Below are 18,657 nucleotides of genomic sequence, written 5' to 3'. Positions count from 1 at the left end.
ATGTAAAATACCCATATCCGTTGATCTTCTTCCCATACCTTACCCCTTGAGTGAACCCGCTGTCAGGCCTGCTACAAAATAACGCTGGAGCAGAATGAACAGCACGATCATCGGAATGGCTGTTACCAGCACACCCGTGAGCATCATCGGATAGTTCGTCACGTATTCCCCGCGGAACTGCATGAGCGCGAGTGGTAACGTCAGCTTGGACTTACTGCTGAGCATCAGCATCGGAATGAGCAAGTCATTCCAGACCATCACGAGCAGGAACGTAGCTGTAGCTGCCAGAGAAGGTGCAGCGAGTGGTAGCGCAATTCGTGTATAGAGCCTCCACTCGCTTGCTCCATCCATACTGCCCGCTTCCAGTATTTCCGCATTCAGCATACGCATGAAGCCTGTCAGCATAAATACGGAGACAGGCATTAACATCGCGGCTGATACTACAATGAGTCCTGTCAGACTGTCCGACCATCCAAGTGTACGAGTCAGGGAATAGATCGGCAGCATGCTCACTTGGGAAGGAACGATCAGCCCAGCCACGAACAAAGCAAACACAATTTTGCCCACGCTTCCGCCCCAGCGTACAATGGCATAAGCAATCATGCTGCTGAGCAATAACTCAATCGCAACCGTACCCAGCGTTACGACCAGACTGTTCCCGAAATACTGCCACATCGGCTGACTGCGGAACATGCCAGTGAGATTATCCCACGTAAACGGGTCTGGCCAGCTAAATGGACTGATGAAGAAGTTGCTGCTCGTTTTGAACGATGATACAAATACAAAGTACAGCGGCACGATAATCAGCAGCGCGTACACCAATAAAATCAGGCGGTTGAACCATTTTAAAAACATATAAATTCCCTCCCTTCTTCCTTTGGTTGCTTGGATGCTTCCGGGCAGAATAAAACTTAATAATTCACATACTCACGAACATATCAATCCGTCCAATCGTTAATAGCTTACCCGGTCGGCACGCAGCGCTTTGAACTGTAATAGTGTCAGCAGCGCCAGCAGAACCAGGAAAATCATCGAACCCGCAGAAGCGAGGCCAAATGAGTAGCTGCCAAAGGCGGTATGATAGATGTATGTCGTCAAAATTTCAGTAGCGTAGTTCGGGCCTCCATCCGTCATGGTGAAAATAAGGTCAAAAGCCTTGAAAGATTGAATCGTGGTATATGCCACGACAATCGTTGCCGAAGGTGCGAGCAGTGGCCAGGTCACGGTACGGAATACCTGCCATTTGCTGCCACCATCCATACGTGCTGCTTCATACAGCTCCGCCGGAATGCCTTGCAGACCTGCGATAAACACGATCATCATCTGCCCGGCATGTGCCCAGACCTGTACCGCGGCAATCGAGTAGATGGCGATCTTGGGATCACCAATCCAGTTGTGGGCAATGGTCCCCATACCTGCCTCGTTCAATCCATAGTTAATCAGCCCGATCGAAGGATCATACATAAATGCCCAGATCAGACCCACCGATACGGAGGACAGAATCGCAGGCAGAAAATAGAGCGCCCGGAGCGCGATGCGTGTCTTGGTGTTACGTACCAGGAGCAGCGCCAGAACAAGTGAAATAAACGTTTGCGCAATGACAACCGTTAACATGAACTCAACGTTGTTGCCAAAAGCTTTGCGAAATACGATGCTGCTGAGACTGTCCTTGTAATTATCCAGCCCTACAAATGCATACGACGGGGATACCCCGTCCCAATCCGTAAAGGAATAGAACAGCCCCGTCAATGTAGGAAATACGAACAGTGCAACGTACAGCAGCAACCCGGGTAACAAAAACAGGGATAGCTGAATACGGTTTTTCATCGTTTATTTCCCGATATGCTGATCAATGATCGCCTGTGCCTGCTGCGCTGCTTCTTCTGGAGAAGTGCCGCTCAGTACAGCCTGAATGGAGTTGGTTACTGCTTTCTGATTATCTCCGTTCAGGATGGTGAACCGTGGCTGGAACACGGTCTTTTTGCTCGCCCAATCTCCGGCAACCTGGAGCTCAGGTGTATCGTACTTCACATCATTCACCGTTACATTCTGTCCCGTCTGGTTGGCATATTCGCCAGCCACTTCCGGGTTGCTCAGGAATTCAATGAACTTCTTCGCTTCTTCCGGGTGTTTGGACTTGTTGTTCACCGCAAGCATAAATGTCGTGGTATGAACACCTTCATACTTCGCCTGATCTGCACTTACTGTAATGGGTGCGAGCAGCTTCTGCTCCAAATTTGGATTTTGCAGCTTGTTCTGTGCTAACTGATACGATCCGCTCGCCAGCATGGCTGCTTTCTCCTGGATAAAGAGCGCTCCCGCTGCCGGATCTTTCGTTCCTAGTGCGTCCTGCTGGAAGTAACCTTTGTCGTTCAGTTCTTTGATCTGAGTTAATGTTTTCACCCAAAACTCATCCGTCAGTTTGGCCTCTCCGGCTTCCACTTTGGTAAAAATGTCGTCACTCGGTGCATTGTTCATCACCATCGTATTCATGAATTGGCCCGGACCAATGTCCGCTCCAGCAAATGCAATCGGAATAATGCCGTTGTCTTTCAGCGTCTGGCAAAGCGCCAGGAAGCCTTCCCAATCCGTCGGCGGCGTCAGTCCATATTTTTCGAACAGCTTCACATTGTAGATTGGATCGTTGTATACGAGTTGATAAGGAATTGCATATTGCTTGCCATCGTGCTGTCCTGCTTCAATCAGCTTTGGATTGTAGGCCGACAGAAACGACGATCCAGTCAGATCCGTAAACAATCCGGCTTTGTTGAAGGCTTCGAACTGTGCACCAGGGAAGGAAGCAAATACATCCCCAACCGAACCATCACTGATTTTGGATTGTACAGTCGATTGATATTGGTCTGAAGGAAGAGTCTGCATTTCCACATGGATGTTCGGATTTTCCTTTTCAAACGCATCAATCGTCTTGTTCAGTGCTTCCACATCCTCTCCACGCCAGTGCATGAAGCTGATCGTTACTTTGCCTGAACCAGAGGAATCGTTGCCTCCTGATGCCGCGTTATCCCCGCCACCGCAGGCAGACAGCAGGATGGACATCACCAGCATACTGACAAGGGGCAGAATATATTTTTGTTTTTTTCTCATGAAAGAAGACCTCCTGAAGGATGATTAATGTTCTATAAGTTCAACTAAAGATTGTTTATACTGACCACTCCGATGACAGAATAACCTTCCGATCGCTGTTATCCCCAGATTTATTTGATTCCTTTTTTAAAAGGATAAATCCGGTGATAAAGGCGAACGCTTCGCTTCTTCACGTTATTTCTGTCCTCTCCGTTTTCGTATAAAAAGATTAGTTGAACTTACTTAGTTAGTAGTAACTTGATGCTTCTTCTGTCTTGTTTTCCATTTTTCGCGAATAATGGGCATCACGGTCCGGCCGAAAATTTCGGCTTCTTCCAGATGCGGATAACCGGACAGAATGAATGTCGTTACGCCCAAGTCCCCATATTCCATCAATCGTTCTGCGACCTGTCCTGCTGTACCGACAATGAGGATCGCTCCGCCCGAACGTACAACGGATAACCCTGTCCACAGGTTAGAACCTACGACGAACTGCTGCTTCTCGGACAGTTCCCGCAGCTCATTCTGTCTGCGCTGGTTGGTCGCATCCGTTTCCGCAAAGGCTGCTTTGGCTTTCTCGATCGCTTCAGGTGGGACTTTGCTAATAATCTCCCAGGCGGCCGCCCAAGATTCTTCTTCGGTATCCCGAATGAGTACCTGTGCCCGCATGCCGTAACGCAACTGGCGATCTTGACCCGTTTCCTCTTTGATCTGTTCGCGAATGACTTCAATTTCTTCGATCTGCTCCTGAATCCAGTCATGCGGCTCTCCCCACATGAGGAATGTATCTGCGTGTTCAACAGCTACCCGTTTCGCAATCGGTGAACTTCCCCCCAGGTAGAACGGCGGATACGGCTTTTGTACCGTTTCAGGCATGCCTACCGGACCTTTGAAATTATAATACTTACCGTTAAACTCCGATGGTTGATTGGCCGCAGCTTCCCCATTTGCCTCAGCACCACTTCCGCTTCCGGCAAACTCAGTCAGATTGAGCCCGGTTGATTGCGTCCATGAGCGTTTCATCACTTCCATGTACTCGCTCGCCCGTTCATAACGTTCATCATGGGCATGAGCCAGTGGATCTCCCAGTTCCTCCAAATCCCGAACCGAACTGCCTGTCACCACATTGATCATGGCACGACCGCCAGACAGTTGATCCAGTGCCGCTCCCATTCGTGCCGCCAATACAGGGGTAACCAGACCTGGGCGAATGGCTACAAGTGGACGCAGTGTTTTCGTGTGACTCATGACAGCCGAACCCACAACCCACGCATCCAGACAGGCTCCCCCTGTCGGAATCAATACAAATTCAAAACCTGCCGTCTCCGCTGTCTGGGCCACTTGAACCAAATAATCCAGGCTCGGTTCCCGCTCCGGGGCAACCCCCACATATTTTCCATCTCCTGCTGTAGGCAAAAACCAGCCAAACTTCATCTCTTCCTGTTCGCTCACGCAAGTCAATCCCTTCTGGTCATAAATTGATCTAATGAATGGTTTCACTCAAGCACTTCGGTTACAGAAAACCTTTCGATCACTCTTGTCCCCAGATTTCTTTTAATTCCCTTTTCAAGGGAAAATCCGGTGACAAAGGCGCACGCTTCGCTTCTTCAGGTCTTTTCTGTCCCCTACGTTGCTGTGTAATTCTTAAAGTTGAATTTATAAAGATGAATACTTCCAAATGCCGATTAATTAACTTGGTTTAATAGGTATGGACATCATAACAATTGCCTTGTCTGTGATCAATGTCATTTCGCGGTAATTTTATTTTGTCATTTTGTGGTGAATTCACAGGAATAGTTCTTCTCGATCTTGAATATTTACAAAACCCACCTGTATAATAGGTTATAAGAAAAACTTTCAGAGATTACAAACTATACTTATATTAAAGAGGTGTTCCTGATGATCGAGAGCATGAAGGAGGACCACCACGAGTTTTTGGATATTATTTTTTTTACTCCGTCTGAATTCGAGAAAGCCGGTGGAGCATGGCCGATTCGAATTGGCCGTAATATAGCCAAAAGCAATTATCATATTGGCCCTCGAACGACGCCTTTTCATTATTTAATTTTTGTTCTGGAGGGCGAGGGTACTTTCATACAGAACGGACATCGTTATTCCCTGCGTGCCCGTGATGCATTCTGCCTGTATCCACAGGTTACCCATGAGTACTGGTCCGACCCAAAGGAATCTTTGCACAAAATTTTCATTGCCTTTGATGGAAAACATGCAGCTGAACTTTTGGCACGAATCGGGCTTACTCCGGACGCGCCACATCGTTCAGGTGTACTCACGCCGGAGACGGCAAGTGGCATGCGTGCTTTTATGGAAGAGGTTCGCAAACCTCAGGGAGGCGCAAGCGACCTGGGACGACTTACCCGTTTTCTCGGATTGTTTGACCGGATTGCCAAATCCCCCGCTACCCGGGTGCTTCAACCAGACTCTGCTACACCATGGCTGCAAAAGGGCAAGGAGTACATGGATATTCACTTTGCAGGCGGCATTACTGTGGAAGGTGTATCTTCACACGCAGGCGTGGATCGGACCCATTTTGCCAAACAATTCCGCAAAGCCTACGGCCTGTCTCCTGTCCAGTACATTCAACGTCTCAAAATGAATCAGGCCAAACGGCTGCTTGTTCAGACCCCGTTAACGTTAACTGAAGTAGCGCACTCGGTGGGTTATCCTGACCTATTTTCTTTCTCCAAAGCGTTCAAAAAGCAGGTCGGTCTGCCTCCCAACCGATATCGAACGGCCGAGAACAATAAAAGCTGATTTGTCGTCAGCCGCACGCTACGAATAGCAAAAAGGCAAGCCTCCTTGACTGGAGACTTGCCTTTTCCTGCTTACAACTTACAATGATCTTTTTGTAACCATATACACCCGCTACTTCTTCTCCTCGCTTTTTCGAGCCAGCGGAATTCCGTTTTCCTTTGCATACCATGCTTCATAATGATGCACCGCTACACCGGCAAAAGAGGAATGAGAAGCGCCGAGATCAAACACTTTCTTCATTTCTTCGTCCATATTGGTGATGGATTTGCTGAAAAAGGTTAAATGATCGCCCTCATGCGTGTCTGCCAGCTCGGCTCCAACCCATACCTTCTTGCCAAGCTCATCCGCTTCGTCCAATTCTTCCTTGGACAGATCATACATCTGCTGACCACTATCCCGATAAGCCATGATAGCCACCGCATCAAAGTGATCAATCACCCAGCGGCTGAGTGTACCTCCGCCTTCTGCCGACTCGCGTGCATCCAGCCAGAAAGGGATCGCGGCGCTCATGTAGAGTCCGGCATCATCACCAGCTTTGGTCCATGCCTTCATGTTGTCGCTCCACTCCGCAATAACGCTATTCTGCTCGTCCTCCCAGCGTTTTAGCTGATAAGGCTCCACATCCAGCTGAATTCCCTCAAAGCGTTCATTTTTGGCCGAAGCTGCATTGTATGCCCGTACTTTTTCAATAAATGCAAGTCCCTCTTCCCGCTTCTCCGTATAGGCCCAGTCTGCATGACCGTTAAGGGCATGTACTTCAATCTCAGCCTGCCGCGCTGCCGCGATGAATTTGCGGTATGTCGCATCAGGTACCTCATCCTGAATTTGCAGGAAAATGGTATCCACGCCCTGTTCTTTGGAGAAGGAGATAATCTCAGGCGTCTGCTCTGCAATAATGGAAGCGTCCCACAGCCAGGTCGCTTTGTGTTCCTCATGTGAAAACCATTTGAGTAGCCAGGGCAGAAGAAGCAGGCAGAACAGCAGGGCCAAGATGGCCCATTTTGCCTTCACCGACAGTTTGCCCCACTTGTTCGTTATATTCCTCAGACGAGCAACGCTTCACTTGGCTCCAGCACAGGGTGCTGTACCGAATGACCAATCTTGTAAATGTGCGGATGTGTATACGTTTTGAACGCATTACGTGTATCCAGAATCGGCACACCCATCTCGGCAATATCAAAGTAAGGCAAATCGCTGTGGTTGGTGATCAGCACGATGCAATCGTACTTCTTGAACTGCTCCAGGTTGAACACTTCGCTATATACCGTCTCGCCATGCTTGTCCAGGAATGACTCAGCATGTGGATCATAATAGCTGACGTTGGCTCCACCTTCCTTGAACAGTTCATAAACTTCCAGTCCTGGAGATTCACGCAAATCGGCAATATTCGGCTTGTACGACATACCAAGCAACAGAATGTTGGATTTACGTACCGATTTCGCGTACTCATTCAGAATAGTTGATGTTTTGTTCAGTACATAATATGGCATGTTGTCATTGGTGGATTGCGCCAGCTCAATGAATTTGCTGTAGAAACGGAATCCTTTGGCCTTCCAGGACAGGTACATCGGATCAAGCGGAATGCAGTGACCACCGATGCCAGGGCCCGGATAGAAAGGCATGAAGCCAAACGGCTTCGTCGCAGCTGCGTCGATAACTTCCCAGATATCGATGCCCATACGGTCACACATCATTGCCATTTCATTAACAAAGGCAATGTTGACGCTGCGGAACGTATTTTCCAGCAGTTTGGACATTTCAGCCACTTTTGGCGAAGATACAGGTACAACCGTTTCAACGTATTTGCTGTACAATGCTGTTCCCAGTTTGAGGCAAGCTTCAGTTGTTCCCCCGATCACTTTCGGTGTATTAAAAGTAGTGAATCGTCCGTTGGACGGGTCCACACGTTCAGGCGAGAAGCACAGGAAGTAGTCTTTGCCTGCTTCATGTCCGATTTTGTCCAGCTCATCCTGGATCAGTTCTTCCGTTGTACCCGGATAAGTGGTGCTCTCCAGTGTAATCAGCATGCCTGGTTTCATGTGCAGTTTAATCTGATCCACAACTGTCTCGATATAAGACGTATCCGGGTCCTGATTTTCACTAAGCGGTGTAGGCACGCAGATGCTCAACGCGTCGATCACACGCAGCATGCTGTAATCCGTTGTAGGCTGGAAGCGGCCGCTTTGCATCACTTTTTTCAATTCATCAGACGAAATATCGTGAATATAGGAATCTCCCTGATAGATGCTTTCCACTTTGGATGCATCCAGATCAATCCCGATTACCGTGAACCCCTGATTGACCATTTCCACCGCAAGTGGTAATCCTACGTAACCGAGCCCGACCACGCCGAGCACCGCTTCTTTATTTTCAATCGCATTCAGTAATGTGTGGAATTGTTGATTCTCCATGATATTCCCTCCGGGCAGTGTATTTGTTTGGTTGATTAATGAATCCATTTGATAGATGTTTGTCTGTAGATGTACTTGTTTGGCTGATAAAGATTGATGAAGGCTATTTGTTTCTCCTGGCTTTGCTTGTGGTTGCGTTTAGTGCAGGCAACGTCTGATTCGGGCATCCAGCTCCACAGGTGAGAACGGTTTGGTCATATAATCATCGACTCCGCTGCGGAAGCATTGGCTGATCGTCTGTTCCACACGTTGTTCCGTCAATACGACGATTTTGGGCGGTTGCTCCATGTCCAGGTTCTGGATATGTTGAATGAACGGCAGGCCATCAATGCCATACAGGTTCAGTTCGGTCAGCACCAGATCGGGCGTGATTTTCTCAATCAGTTCCAGTGCAGCCAGTCCATCCACCGCTTCATAGGTTTCGTACCCCTGCATCTTCAGACGCAATTGCAGAAACTCGCGTACCGTCGGATCGTTATCCACAATCAAAATTCGTTCCGGCTCGTCTGCCGTCTTGTCCAGCGTGTAGATATGAATTTCCGACGGGTCTACCAGCTTGGCGGACTCAGCCATATGTTGAATGGTTGCCTTTGAAGGACGCTCACCTGCCGGGAAACTTGCCAGCGTAATTTGCGGATCGGCACCAGCTACCGTCTCCTGCAATTCATGCTTGATGCGAAGCCCCTCATAATGAACCTCATCCAGCGTCAACCCTGGCAGCAGGACAGCAATCGCCTGTGTGGCTCCATCCTGCCAGACCTGGAAGGCAGACTCACTGGTCTGCTCCAGATGTGTCCTGACCTGCTGCTCCGGCTGAGACTGCCCTGCACAATGGATGAACATTAAGCCGCATGTTTCGGCACCCGTTTCTTTCAATCCCTGTTCTACACTGCGGTACACATTAACGGCAGCCTCACGCTGCAATGTCGCCGTATTTGGCATGTTCTTTTCCACCCTTCTCCCTCGGTTATCTATACAAGTCCAACTAATGGGTATTTACACTGACACTCCGATGACAGAATAACCTTCCAATCGCTGTTATCCCCAGATTTTTTGATTCCTTTCTGAAAAGGGGAAATCCGGGGATAGCGTATGCTTCCGATGTAGCTTTCTTTCAGAAAGCTTTTAGGCGAACGCTTCGCTTCTTCAGGTTATTTCTGTCCTCTCCGTTCTCGTGTAAATGTTTAGTTGAACATCTATATTGTTTCTGCTGTATTACCTTGATTACGTTGTGCTTAAGCCGCCTCGCTTGTCTTCTCTTCTTCGGACCAGCTCTGGCGTGTCATGGTACCCCATGAATTGTTTTTTTGCATGAACTGAATGTGCCCCTGCAATCTCCACAGCACGCCGAGCTGATGATAGCCGACGAATTTCAGAGCGGAGTAGACCAGCATTTTGACCAGATCGGACAGCTTGTTATACCGCTTGAATGCAATTTCCTCGAGCACCAGTGCTCCCACACTCAGCAGATAACCACTCACTACGTTGAGCAATCCAAACAGAAGAAGTATCGGCCATTGAGTCATATCCATCAGTACATATCCCGTGAGAGCGAGAAGTCCGGTAATGCGGAAATACGGATTCAGCGCTTCAAAAAGGATGTTGTACGGCATGGTCAGCATGCCCATGACTTTATATTTCGGGTTGAACAACATGCCGCGGTTTTCGAGCATGTTCTTCAGATTTCCACGTCCCCAGCGCTTGCGCTGACTGGACAAGATCCGGTAGGAATCCGGCGCCTGTGTCCAGCACACGGCTTCAGGGCAGAAGGCTACGCGGTATTTCAATTTGTTTTCCAGCATATAACGGTGAAGCTTGATGATAATGTTCATGTCTTCACCCGGATAACCGTCCCGGTATCCCCCAACCGCGATAACCGCATCCTTTCGGAACATGCCGAAGGCACCCGAGACGATAATCAGACCATTCATGTGACTCCAGCCGATCCGTCCGCCGAGAAAGGCTTTGAGATACTCAATGGACTGGAACATAGGCCAAATCTTGCGAGGCAGTGAAACGTCCTGCACTGCCCCATTCTCGATTTTGCAGCCGTTAGCTATCCGTACATCCCCGCCAATAGCAACGGTCTCCTCCGGATTCTCCATATACATGCGAGCCATGCGAATCAGGGCATCCTTCTCCAGCAAAGAGTCGGCATCAATGGAAGAAATCAACGGATAATGAGACAGGTTGATTCCGGCATTGAGGGAATCGGCCTTCCCGCCGTTTTCCTTGTCAATGACATACAAGTCTGGGAATTCCGGATTGTGGTAGATCCCGCGAATTTTCTGACAGGAAATCTTGCCCCGAATCTTCGTGTTGGGTACCGGCTTCAGACGATATTCTTCCAGCAACACCTTTAAGGTGGTATCGCTGGAACCATCATTCACCACGATGACTTCATACGTTGGATAATTCAGCGTCATCAGGCAGTTCACATTTTCAATAATCGTCAGTTCCTCGTTGTATGCGGGAACCAGCAAGGAAACCGATGGTACCAGCTCCGAGCCTGACAACGTATTGTATTTGGAATAATGCGACCGCCTGAAGATCGTCCAAATGTTACGGAATGATAAGGCCAGAATGGAAAAGTAAAGCGTATTTACGGCTACGACATAATAGATTGCGACCATGCCGTAGATTAATAGTAGATCTCTAAGCAGTGTAATCCCCTCCTACCGCAGCCACACCTGTACGTTTCTTGCTTGTTGTCCGGTTCCCGCGTACGGGACCGAAGTACCGATCATACAGCAGCCTTTTTTTGTTATGTGCAATCATCTGGTCAACGGCTTTGTGGTCTGTTCCTGAGTGCTGCATCGTGCTCTCAATCTGCTGCATTGCAATTTCCCGTTCAGCACCTGTGCCCTCCACAGCGGCTTGACACAAGGCTTCAAATCCCGGTTCACCCAGCTTGCCCAGGCTCTCCGCACTGTTATAGCGTACTCCCCAATCTTCATCACGCAGCGCTTTACGCAGCAGTGGAATGCTGCCTGCCGCATGTTTTGAACCGAGTGCCTGAACCACTTCGGCACGCACCTCCGGGTCCGAATCCTGCATGAGCTTCAGAATGGTTTCGTCCTGAAGTGCCGGACTTGCGCTTAGATACAGCTTCACCGCTTCTGCCCGTACATCCTGATGTTCTGCGCCAACGAGTCTGTCGAGTGCAGGCATCACTTCCGGCACAGCTTGTCCCCACATCGCAACCAGTCCCACTTTGACAAAGTCAGGATTGCGATCTTCCAGCAATTCAATCAGAATTCGACTGGTGTCCAGACTGGTTTCGAGCAAAATATCTGCTGCCAGATGATGAATCGATTTTCCTTTGGTCAACAGCAGCGCGAGCATGTCTTTCAGTTCACCCTGACGAGTGGTACATCTTGCAATTGAACGACCAATCATAATCGCCATTGGACCTGGCTTCTCATCTTTAAGCAATTCCATCAAACCTGGAACGGCCTCTGGACAACGCATGCCACCCAATCGATAAGCCGCATCGATCTGGCGTCCGTAACGAATACGACTCAGTTCCTTCAGATCATGCTCTACAAATCCGGCTTCACGGCAGAGTACAATTAATTTGTTGCGATACTCCCCTTTGAACTGATCAATCCATTCTATAAGTTTGCTCTGGATGACCCGACGCTCAAGTGGGGCCAGCTTCCCAGGTGGCAATCTCAGGGGACTGTCCTCTGTCAGCGCCGTTTGCAGGTACGTAAAGTAGTCACGCTGCTTTAATTTATAAAACTCAATCTTGCGCCGTTTGCCGTTGTGGGACATTTTCATGGCAAACAGCAGGATTACACCCACAGCGACGAGCGCCGTACAGATGTATAGAAACAGATAAGCCAAGGCCAAATTCGGAAACATGTGAAAAGGTCCTCCTTTATACTCATTTATTCGGTCTGAAAACTTGGAATTTGTTCATACCGTTTCTTCATTTCCTCGTAGCTCAGTTTCAGTCGTTCACTGTACTGTACCTGCTCCCAGGGCTGCCAGCTGTACACAGGCAATGTCTTCACATCCAGTGTCTTCTGTTCACCACCAGGCCAAGAGATATTTCCAGTAGAACGATCCATTAGCCACGGAACCAGGGTTACACCCTTGACTGCGACGGTTTCGAATTCCCGCCCACCTTTCAGCGCTCCATACTTGATCGCTTGCAGTGAACTTGGGTCACCGAATCCAAGCAGCATCCATGGAATACGCATCTCGACCTGATTACCGTTATACTGCCAAGCGGTTAATGAATCGGTATCGGACTGATCCGGAGCTGTCGTTCCCCGTTTCAATGTACCAACCTTCTCATTCATGAACGGTTGGGCCGACCGGGTATCCGGTGGAGTCATCCGCAGGCTGACAGCCAGGTTCCATGGATGGAATGGATCTGCCGCATTCTCTTGCTCCTCGGGCAGCATCCCGTAACCTTCCTTGCCATAGAGGCGCTGGTTAAAGTCATAGTCCTTGGCGATCTCCACTTGTGATTCATCATCCTGCCCCAGTGTAATCACCGTTTCGAGCCCATCACTGAGCGTTCGATCCGGAAGTCTCGTGCCCGGCTGATTGCCACCATCCAGCGTATCTGTTCCGATACGAAGCAAAGTCTGATTCGGGTCAAAAGGTTGGTCCAGCGTCATACCAATGTACAGGTAGGCTTCATCATGGGTCATTTTCATTTCCTTGATGCCTTCTACCTTGCCTTGCCAGACGGTGACCTCTTCCTTCTTCAGCACATTCCAGTCATCCAGTTTCCCGTCGATGGTCAGCTGTTCCTGCTTACCGGGGTCCATGGCGAGCAGACCGAACATCTTCTCATTTGTCAGCACGTTCAGCCAGTAGGCTCTCCGATCAGCCGGAATTTCAAACGGCATCGTGTTCCAGGTTTTCTTGAACCACTCATCCTGCCACATGAACAAAATCGCTCCCGCATACCCCTCATCATAAATATCCTGAGTCAGCGATGCGTCGATCTCGCCCTGCTCGACCTCGTTATGTCCGCCCTGATCTCGACCTCCCATACCCAGATGGGAAATCCCAAGCGAAGACGGTACACCGTACTCTGTAATCATTACAGGCATATCGGAAAACTCGGCTTTGAGCTTGCGCAGATAACTTTTGTACGTGTTGTACTCGCCATTCTCATCCTTGATCGTCTGGAGTGTCTGGTCCGTATGGAACAAGTCCGGGTAATAAGGGTACACATGGTATGCTGCAAAATATCCGCCCTGCCACTCTTCCGGTTGAATATGTCGCGCATCCACACTGACCAAATCCTCTTCGAACAGTGGCTCGCCCGGATGATCCAGCACATCGGTTGTTACCCAGTTGGTGAAGGTCATCGGATGCTCCCACCCGTATTTCTTCTCCAATACGGCGGTATAGTCCAGCAGCTCTGCCAGCCAATTCTCGAACGGTGATGCATCTTGCGTCCCGGAAAAATGAACGCCTTTGTACTGCGGCACATCGGGGTGGCTCTCATTCGTGTTGTTCACCATCGAAGGGTCCCACTCGGTACCCACATGCCAAGCCATCAGATATTTCCCGGCATTCGTTTTGTATTTGCCGCTTGACTCTCCCGGTTTATCGGGAATGTCCGCATCTCCATATACAGCCGATACCGCCTTTTCAATCTCCTGCTTGAACGTCTGCTCAATATGGTCAGCATAGGCATCCTGCTTCTCGATCAACTCTTCTTCCGGCGACCATATGCCCTGTATAAAATATAACGGTTGCTCCCGGCCACGGTTATACTCAACCAATGCGGTGTAAAAAATCGGCTCATGTACCGTGTACACCCGGATGACATTGGCCCCCAGATCCTCAATCTGCTGGAACCACTTCAAGTAATCCTCTTTGGTCAACGGAAATTCACCCGGGTAATGTCCTGGTGATGTAGCGCCGAGGTTCACACCTTTCACGAACATCTCCCGCCATGTGCCATCGGGTCCATATTCCATGAACCGGTCTCCATCGGTCTTGAATTTCATCTCGGTGCCATTCTCCGCTGTGTACGTAACGAGCTGAGGTTGCATATAGTGCCAGCCGGCAAGTATTCCACCTGTCACTACGGCCGCTCCTGTCAGCATCGTTAGCAACCAGCGTCTTCGTCTTCGTCTGCTCATGGCTCTTAATTGCTCACCTCTCTAGTATGCATCCTGCTTCACCTGCGGATCTTAAATGACATGAAGGTCTGCGGGAAATCCCGCATCGGATGTCCGCTTTGGGTAGAGATGTCAGCGGTGTAGTTCTCACTATAGCTCTAAGACTCTGCATTTGTAACTAGGCTGATGGAAGCAAACATGAACTGCAACATTCTGCCCATAATTCGTAAAATGCGCCATCAACTAGCATCCAGGAGTCCTTCTGGCCCTTTACACCTTGGACATGATTATTTTCCACTTTAACCGTCCTTTTGAGGTTCTTCCAGCCTGGCACATCTCTACCCGTTATTGTTATATGCAACGCGGATTACGAGATCTGTTTCCGCTTGAACGCTTACCCCATTAAACGCTAATGATATTTTAAAGTTGCGGACATTTTTACAGTATTAACCATAAAGATTACAAAATTGATACTATAGTCCGATAACGTATCCTTGAAAATCCGCGCCCTATCAAGGTTTTCTGAAAAGTGCAGAAAACCAAAAAAGGACATCAGTCCCCCCCTATAGGACTGTACCCATTTATCTTACTTTTACAAAAAGCCGAATGAACACCCGGTCATCACCCGGAAGTCACGGATCCCTTACATGAAATGTAAAAAAATACAACTTATTTCCTAAATTTTAACTCTATTAGGTCCATTCAACAATTGTGTCCAATTTGCAAAATAATTCCGGTTGCCACATTTAATTATGTCAGATATGCTTATAAAACAGGAACACTTGTTCCATACTGTAAATAAACTGTAAAATAACGTTGGCTGAATGAACCTCATCACTGCACAGAAGCAGCCGAATCATGAATAAAAGGAGAGAAGTACTATGCCCCGCAAAGACGGACGTGTCATTATGCTGGCCGATTGCCAGTCATTTTATGCCAGTGTGGAGAAGTCTGCACATCCCGAATACAGAGACCGTCCGCTTGTTGTTGCGGGAGATCCTGCACGCCGTTCAGGCATTATTCTGGCAGCCTGCCCACTCGCCAAGTCCTATGGAATTACTACAGCAGAACGGCTGGGTGAGGCTCTTGCCAAATGCCCCGATGCTGTCGTCATTCGTCCGCGGATGGCCGAATATATTCGTGTTTCCCTACACATTACCCGTATCCTTCAGTCCTATACCGACTTGGTTGAACCGTATAGCGTTGACGAACAATTTCTCGATGTCACCGGAAGTTTGGATCTGTTCGGCAGTCCTGAAACGATTGCCCGCAGCATTCAGGACAGGGTCATGGAAGAGACTGGCGTCTATATCCGCGTCGGCATCAGCGACACCAAGGTTGTCAGCAAGATGGCCTGTGACCTGTATGCCAAAAAAGTCCCAGGAGGCATCTATACACTGCCGCGCAAGGACATGCAGAAAACGTTGTGGAATAAACCGATTCGAGACATGTTTATGGTCGGTTCCCGGATGGGGCAGCATCTCTATAAGATGGGGATTCATACGATCGGTGATCTAGCGCAGACTCCATTATCCCGGCTGAGAGAGCGTTGGGGTGTAAATGGTGAGGTACTGTGGCGTATTGCCCGCGGGATCGATGATTCTCCGGTAAAACCCGGGACATATGCTCACCAGCAGCAGGGCATTGGACATCAGATGACATTGCCTCGGGACTATGAATCGTGGGCAGACATCAAGGTGGTGCTACTCGAACTGGCAGAGCTGGTCAGTCGGCGTTCCCGGGACAAATCGCTCATGGGCAATGTCGTCTCTGTAGGATGTCGGGGGCAGGATTACGATCGTCCAACCGGCTTCTCCCGCCAGATGAAGGTGAATGAACCTACCAACATCACTGATGAAGTATACGATGCGGCAGCAGCTCTGTTTCTGCGCCATTGGGACGGATTACCCATTCGCCGCATCAGCGTGTCATTGACCGGACTCGTGCCCGATTCCGAAGTACAGCTATCCTGGTTCGATGACCGTGAACGCAAAAGAGAACTGGAACGTGCCACGGATGACATCAAGCGCAAGTTCGGAGATACCGCAATCATGCGGGCCTCCTCGCTCTGCTCGTCCGCGCAGGCACAGGACCGTTCTCATAAAATTGGAGGTCACTATAAATGAGTAAAAAATTACAGCAAAACGGGATTTTTGAGTCGTCGCGCATGATGCTTCCCGAACACCGGGAAGCCTACATCATTCATCAGGAACAACTTGCTCCCCGTACCCGACCATCCCTGGATGCCCAGGCAGCGGAGGAAATGTCCCGTTTGCTTAGTAACTCCATGCTGCTTGGGGATGCAGTCACCATCACCCTGTTCCATGAACATGATGATATCCGCTTTACCGGACAGGTGCTCCGATTGGACTCCCCTGCCCGTACCCTTAAGCTGCTGATGGAGAGCGGGACCCGGGACATTCAGATGAATCTTATTACGGATGTGGTACTCGCGAATGAATGATGCGGGCTGGGGTTGCGGGTATACCGGAATAGATGCAGCACAGCCGTTGCCATGCAGGACCGTTTTCCTACACGTACTGAACCAAAACTGAAGCAGCCGACAAGCTACATTCCTATCGGACCACTTCGTTCCAAAGAAGCAAAAGGACGAATTGGTGATTCATCGGCTACTCAGAAGGGTAGGGGGATAACTTCGTTAGAACAAACTCCAGTCAAATTCATTGGAAAGACGCTCAAGCAGATGTACGCCTGCAATGCTGTTTCCTTTCCGATTCAGAGCCGGACCTACAAGACCGATGCCAAACTGTCCTGGAACCAGAGTCAGAATTCCACCCGACACTCCGCTCTTGGCAGGCAACCCGACCTGAATCGCGAATTCGCCTGATGCATTATACATACCGCAGGTAGTCATGAACGTTTTGGCGATCTGTACATAACGACGAGGAATAAGCTCATTCCCGGTGATGGGATCTGTCCCGTCATAAGCAAGCACCAGTGCCATACGGGCCAGGTCCGCACAAGTCACCTCGATGGAGCAATGGCGGAAATAGACGGCAAGCACATCTTCGACGTCATCCTTGAGCACACCATTGTGCTTCAGAAAATAACCAAGCGAGCGGTTCAGATGGCCTGTTTCCGATTCGGACCGATATACCGCCTCGTTATAGCCCAGCCGATCATTATTCGCCAGCTTGCGAAAAAATTCCAAAATGCGCCGTGACTTCTCCTCTTTGCAATCCCCGGCAATCAGGGACGATACCGTAATCGCACCCGCATTAATCAATGGATTAAACGGAATGCCCGGTTCGACCAGTTCGAGCTTGATCATGGAGTCATAATCATCTCCGGTAGGTTCTTTTCCTACATTAAAAAAGACGGCTTCCTCCCCATGATCCATCAGAGCCAGAATGAGTGTAAATACCTTGGAGATACTTTGCATCGTAAACGGGACACCACAATCTCCGGCTGACACATGATTGCCTTCGGCGTTCATAATATGTATACCCAGTTCGTCCTGTGAGGCCTTGAACAACTCGGGAATATAAGAAGCCACTTTCCCCTGTCCGGTGTGCAGACGGCTGGTCTCCAGCCATTCCGGCAGCAACTGATTCAGACGTTCCATTGCAGTATTGCTCATCTCCATCTCCTCCAAATCTCTGTATGAGCATTTCACACGCATCCGAATGACAAGTTCCCATCGGAGTGATGCAAAATGCCCGGCATAGTATGTATTACCCGCGAGTCTGATCCCTTACCGCTTCACCTGAAGATTCAACTCCAGAATCTCGCCGGGTAACCCATGATAGTCCCCAACCCATGTGGATACAAAGTTCTGTCTGAGCAATATTCGACGGGATGCCGCATTGGACGGATCGATAACCGCGTAGAGTACAGCAATTCCCGCCGCCTGTGCCTGAATAATCAGCCGAGCTGCGATGGAAGTCCCGTGTCCTTTCCCCCAATGCTCCGGCAAAATCATATAACCCATTTCCGCCCGGGACGGATCGGATTCATCCGGGATCAGTTTGGCGTAGGCCATTCCTACTCCATCTTCACCAGATATCCGATAATAGCCACAATTGTTGCCGAGATTATAATTCAGCATGGACTCAAATTCCGCTGTAGCTTCATGCTCAGGCAGAGCACGTTCGGTAATCTGCTGCATGACTTCAATATTGGACACGAGAGCATAATAATCAGCAAAATCAGATGGTGCATATTTTAAGAAATTCATGACGAACATACCTCCTCCAAATGGCTAACAAGGACTTGCTCTTTTTATTTCACCTAGAGTATACCAGAAGCAAAGTATGCATTGCACACAACCG

15 protein-coding genes are annotated in these 18,657 nt (G+C 49.2%); 3 read left to right on the top strand and 12 right to left on the bottom strand.

Going from position 1 to position 18,657, the window contains the following annotated elements; genetic code table 11:
* Positions 1-39 precede the first annotated feature (39 nt).
* From ACFVQB_RS22825 to ACFVQB_RS22810, 4 genes are all read right to left on the bottom strand, one after another.
* Entirely contained in the window at positions 40-855 is an 816-nt protein-coding gene (locus ACFVQB_RS22825) for a carbohydrate ABC transporter permease (protein ID WP_379444333.1), read from the bottom strand.
* A 99-nt stretch (positions 856-954) separates the two neighbouring features.
* Entirely contained in the window at positions 955-1,827 is an 873-nt protein-coding gene (locus ACFVQB_RS22820) for a carbohydrate ABC transporter permease (RefSeq protein WP_379444329.1), read from the bottom strand.
* A 3-nt stretch (positions 1,828-1,830) separates the two neighbouring features.
* Entirely contained in the window at positions 1,831-3,105 is a 1,275-nt protein-coding gene (locus ACFVQB_RS22815) for an ABC transporter substrate-binding protein (RefSeq protein ID WP_379444325.1), read from the bottom strand.
* 222 nt (positions 3,106-3,327) lie between these two features.
* The gene (locus ACFVQB_RS22810; protein WP_379444484.1) at positions 3,328-4,518 is read right to left on the bottom strand and encodes an LLM class flavin-dependent oxidoreductase; all 1,191 of its coding nucleotides are present in this window, start codon (positions 4,516-4,518) and stop codon (positions 3,328-3,330) included.
* Positions 4,519-4,983: 465 nt separating this feature from the next.
* On the opposite strand from ACFVQB_RS22810, the gene ACFVQB_RS22805 reads away from it, so the two are divergent.
* Positions 4,984-5,856 (top strand): helix-turn-helix transcriptional regulator, encoded by an 873-nt coding sequence (locus tag ACFVQB_RS22805; protein WP_063565624.1) that lies wholly within the window; start codon positions 4,984-4,986, stop codon positions 5,854-5,856.
* A 111-nt stretch (positions 5,857-5,967) separates the two neighbouring features.
* Here the strand turns inward: ACFVQB_RS22805 and ACFVQB_RS22800 are convergent, their stop codons facing one another.
* The 6 genes from ACFVQB_RS22800 to ACFVQB_RS22775 form a co-directional block, all read right to left on the bottom strand.
* Positions 5,968-6,867, bottom strand: coding sequence for a hypothetical protein (locus ACFVQB_RS22800; RefSeq protein ID WP_379444321.1), 900 nt, complete (start codon positions 6,865-6,867; stop codon positions 5,968-5,970).
* A gap of 32 nt (positions 6,868-6,899) precedes the next feature.
* A complete protein-coding gene (locus ACFVQB_RS22795) occupies positions 6,900-8,267 on the bottom strand; it encodes a nucleotide sugar dehydrogenase (protein WP_379444320.1) in 1,368 nt (455 codons plus the stop codon).
* A gap of 138 nt (positions 8,268-8,405) precedes the next feature.
* Positions 8,406-9,209 (bottom strand): response regulator, encoded by an 804-nt coding sequence (locus tag ACFVQB_RS22790; RefSeq protein ID WP_379444319.1) that lies wholly within the window; start codon positions 9,207-9,209, stop codon positions 8,406-8,408.
* A 293-nt stretch (positions 9,210-9,502) separates the two neighbouring features.
* Positions 9,503-10,900 (bottom strand): glycosyltransferase family 2 protein, encoded by a 1,398-nt coding sequence (locus ACFVQB_RS22785; RefSeq protein WP_379444318.1) that lies wholly within the window; start codon positions 10,898-10,900, stop codon positions 9,503-9,505.
* 22 nt (positions 10,901-10,922) lie between these two features.
* Entirely contained in the window at positions 10,923-12,134 is a 1,212-nt protein-coding gene (locus ACFVQB_RS22780) for a HEAT repeat domain-containing protein (protein WP_113053953.1), read from the bottom strand.
* Between the two features lie 26 nt (positions 12,135-12,160).
* A complete protein-coding gene (locus ACFVQB_RS22775; protein ID WP_379444317.1) occupies positions 12,161-14,386 on the bottom strand; it encodes a hypothetical protein in 2,226 nt (741 codons plus the stop codon).
* Positions 14,387-15,246: 860 nt separating this feature from the next.
* Here ACFVQB_RS22775 and ACFVQB_RS22770 point away from each other — a divergent pair.
* Both ACFVQB_RS22770 and ACFVQB_RS22765 read left to right on the top strand, forming a co-directional pair.
* Complete coding sequence (locus ACFVQB_RS22770; protein ID WP_379444316.1) at positions 15,247-16,491, top strand: DNA polymerase IV; 1,245 nt, start codon at positions 15,247-15,249, stop codon at positions 16,489-16,491.
* The gene (locus ACFVQB_RS22765) at positions 16,488-16,829 is read left to right on the top strand and encodes a YolD-like family protein (RefSeq protein WP_076288242.1); all 342 of its coding nucleotides are present in this window, start codon (positions 16,488-16,490) and stop codon (positions 16,827-16,829) included. The genes ACFVQB_RS22770 and ACFVQB_RS22765 overlap by 4 nt, the downstream gene beginning before the upstream one ends.
* A gap of 195 nt (positions 16,830-17,024) precedes the next feature.
* Here the strand turns inward: ACFVQB_RS22765 and glsA are convergent, their stop codons facing one another.
* The gene (gene glsA / locus ACFVQB_RS22760; protein ID WP_109998611.1) at positions 17,025-17,966 is read right to left on the bottom strand and encodes a glutaminase A; all 942 of its coding nucleotides are present in this window, start codon (positions 17,964-17,966) and stop codon (positions 17,025-17,027) included.
* A gap of 114 nt (positions 17,967-18,080) precedes the next feature.
* Positions 18,081-18,563, bottom strand: coding sequence for a GNAT family N-acetyltransferase (locus tag ACFVQB_RS22755; RefSeq protein ID WP_379444310.1), 483 nt, complete (start codon positions 18,561-18,563; stop codon positions 18,081-18,083).
* Positions 18,564-18,657: the final 94 nt, after the last annotated feature.

Source organism: Paenibacillus sp. NPDC057886, from assembly GCF_042796655.1.
Classification (GTDB): domain Bacteria; phylum Bacillota; class Bacilli; order Paenibacillales; family Paenibacillaceae; genus Paenibacillus.
Note: the sequence above shows the minus strand (reverse complement) of the source record. Positions and strands in the feature narration are given on the sequence as shown.

What these genes read in the sequence shown, in the direction of transcription:
- ACFVQB_RS22775 (WP_379444317.1), bottom strand. Translation starts at nt 14,386, where the DNA reads ATGAGCAGACGAAGACGAAGACGCTGGTTGCTAACGATGCTGACAGGA.
- ACFVQB_RS22785 (WP_379444318.1), bottom strand. Translation starts at nt 10,900, where the DNA reads ATGGTCGCAATCTATTATGTCGTAGCCGTAAATACGCTTTACTTTTCC.
- ACFVQB_RS22815 (WP_379444325.1), bottom strand. Translation starts at nt 3,105, where the DNA reads ATGAGAAAAAAACAAAAATATATTCTGCCCCTTGTCAGTATGCTGGTG.
- ACFVQB_RS22795 (WP_379444320.1), bottom strand. Translation starts at nt 8,267, where the DNA reads ATGGAGAATCAACAATTCCACACATTACTGAATGCGATTGAAAATAAA.
- ACFVQB_RS22790 (WP_379444319.1), bottom strand. Translation starts at nt 9,209, where the DNA reads ATGCCAAATACGGCGACATTGCAGCGTGAGGCTGCCGTTAATGTGTAC.
- ACFVQB_RS22765 (WP_076288242.1), top strand. Translation starts at nt 16,488, where the DNA reads ATGAGTAAAAAATTACAGCAAAACGGGATTTTTGAGTCGTCGCGCATG.
- glsA (WP_109998611.1), bottom strand. Translation starts at nt 17,966, where the DNA reads ATGAGCAATACTGCAATGGAACGTCTGAATCAGTTGCTGCCGGAATGG.
- ACFVQB_RS22805 (WP_063565624.1), top strand. Translation starts at nt 4,984, where the DNA reads ATGATCGAGAGCATGAAGGAGGACCACCACGAGTTTTTGGATATTATT.
- ACFVQB_RS22755 (WP_379444310.1), bottom strand. Translation starts at nt 18,563, where the DNA reads ATGAATTTCTTAAAATATGCACCATCTGATTTTGCTGATTATTATGCT.
- ACFVQB_RS22825 (WP_379444333.1), bottom strand. Translation starts at nt 855, where the DNA reads ATGTTTTTAAAATGGTTCAACCGCCTGATTTTATTGGTGTACGCGCTG.
- ACFVQB_RS22820 (WP_379444329.1), bottom strand. Translation starts at nt 1,827, where the DNA reads ATGAAAAACCGTATTCAGCTATCCCTGTTTTTGTTACCCGGGTTGCTG.
- ACFVQB_RS22810 (WP_379444484.1), bottom strand. Translation starts at nt 4,518, where the DNA reads ATGAAGTTTGGCTGGTTTTTGCCTACAGCAGGAGATGGAAAATATGTG.
- ACFVQB_RS22770 (WP_379444316.1), top strand. Translation starts at nt 15,247, where the DNA reads ATGCCCCGCAAAGACGGACGTGTCATTATGCTGGCCGATTGCCAGTCA.
- ACFVQB_RS22780 (WP_113053953.1), bottom strand. Translation starts at nt 12,134, where the DNA reads ATGTTTCCGAATTTGGCCTTGGCTTATCTGTTTCTATACATCTGTACG.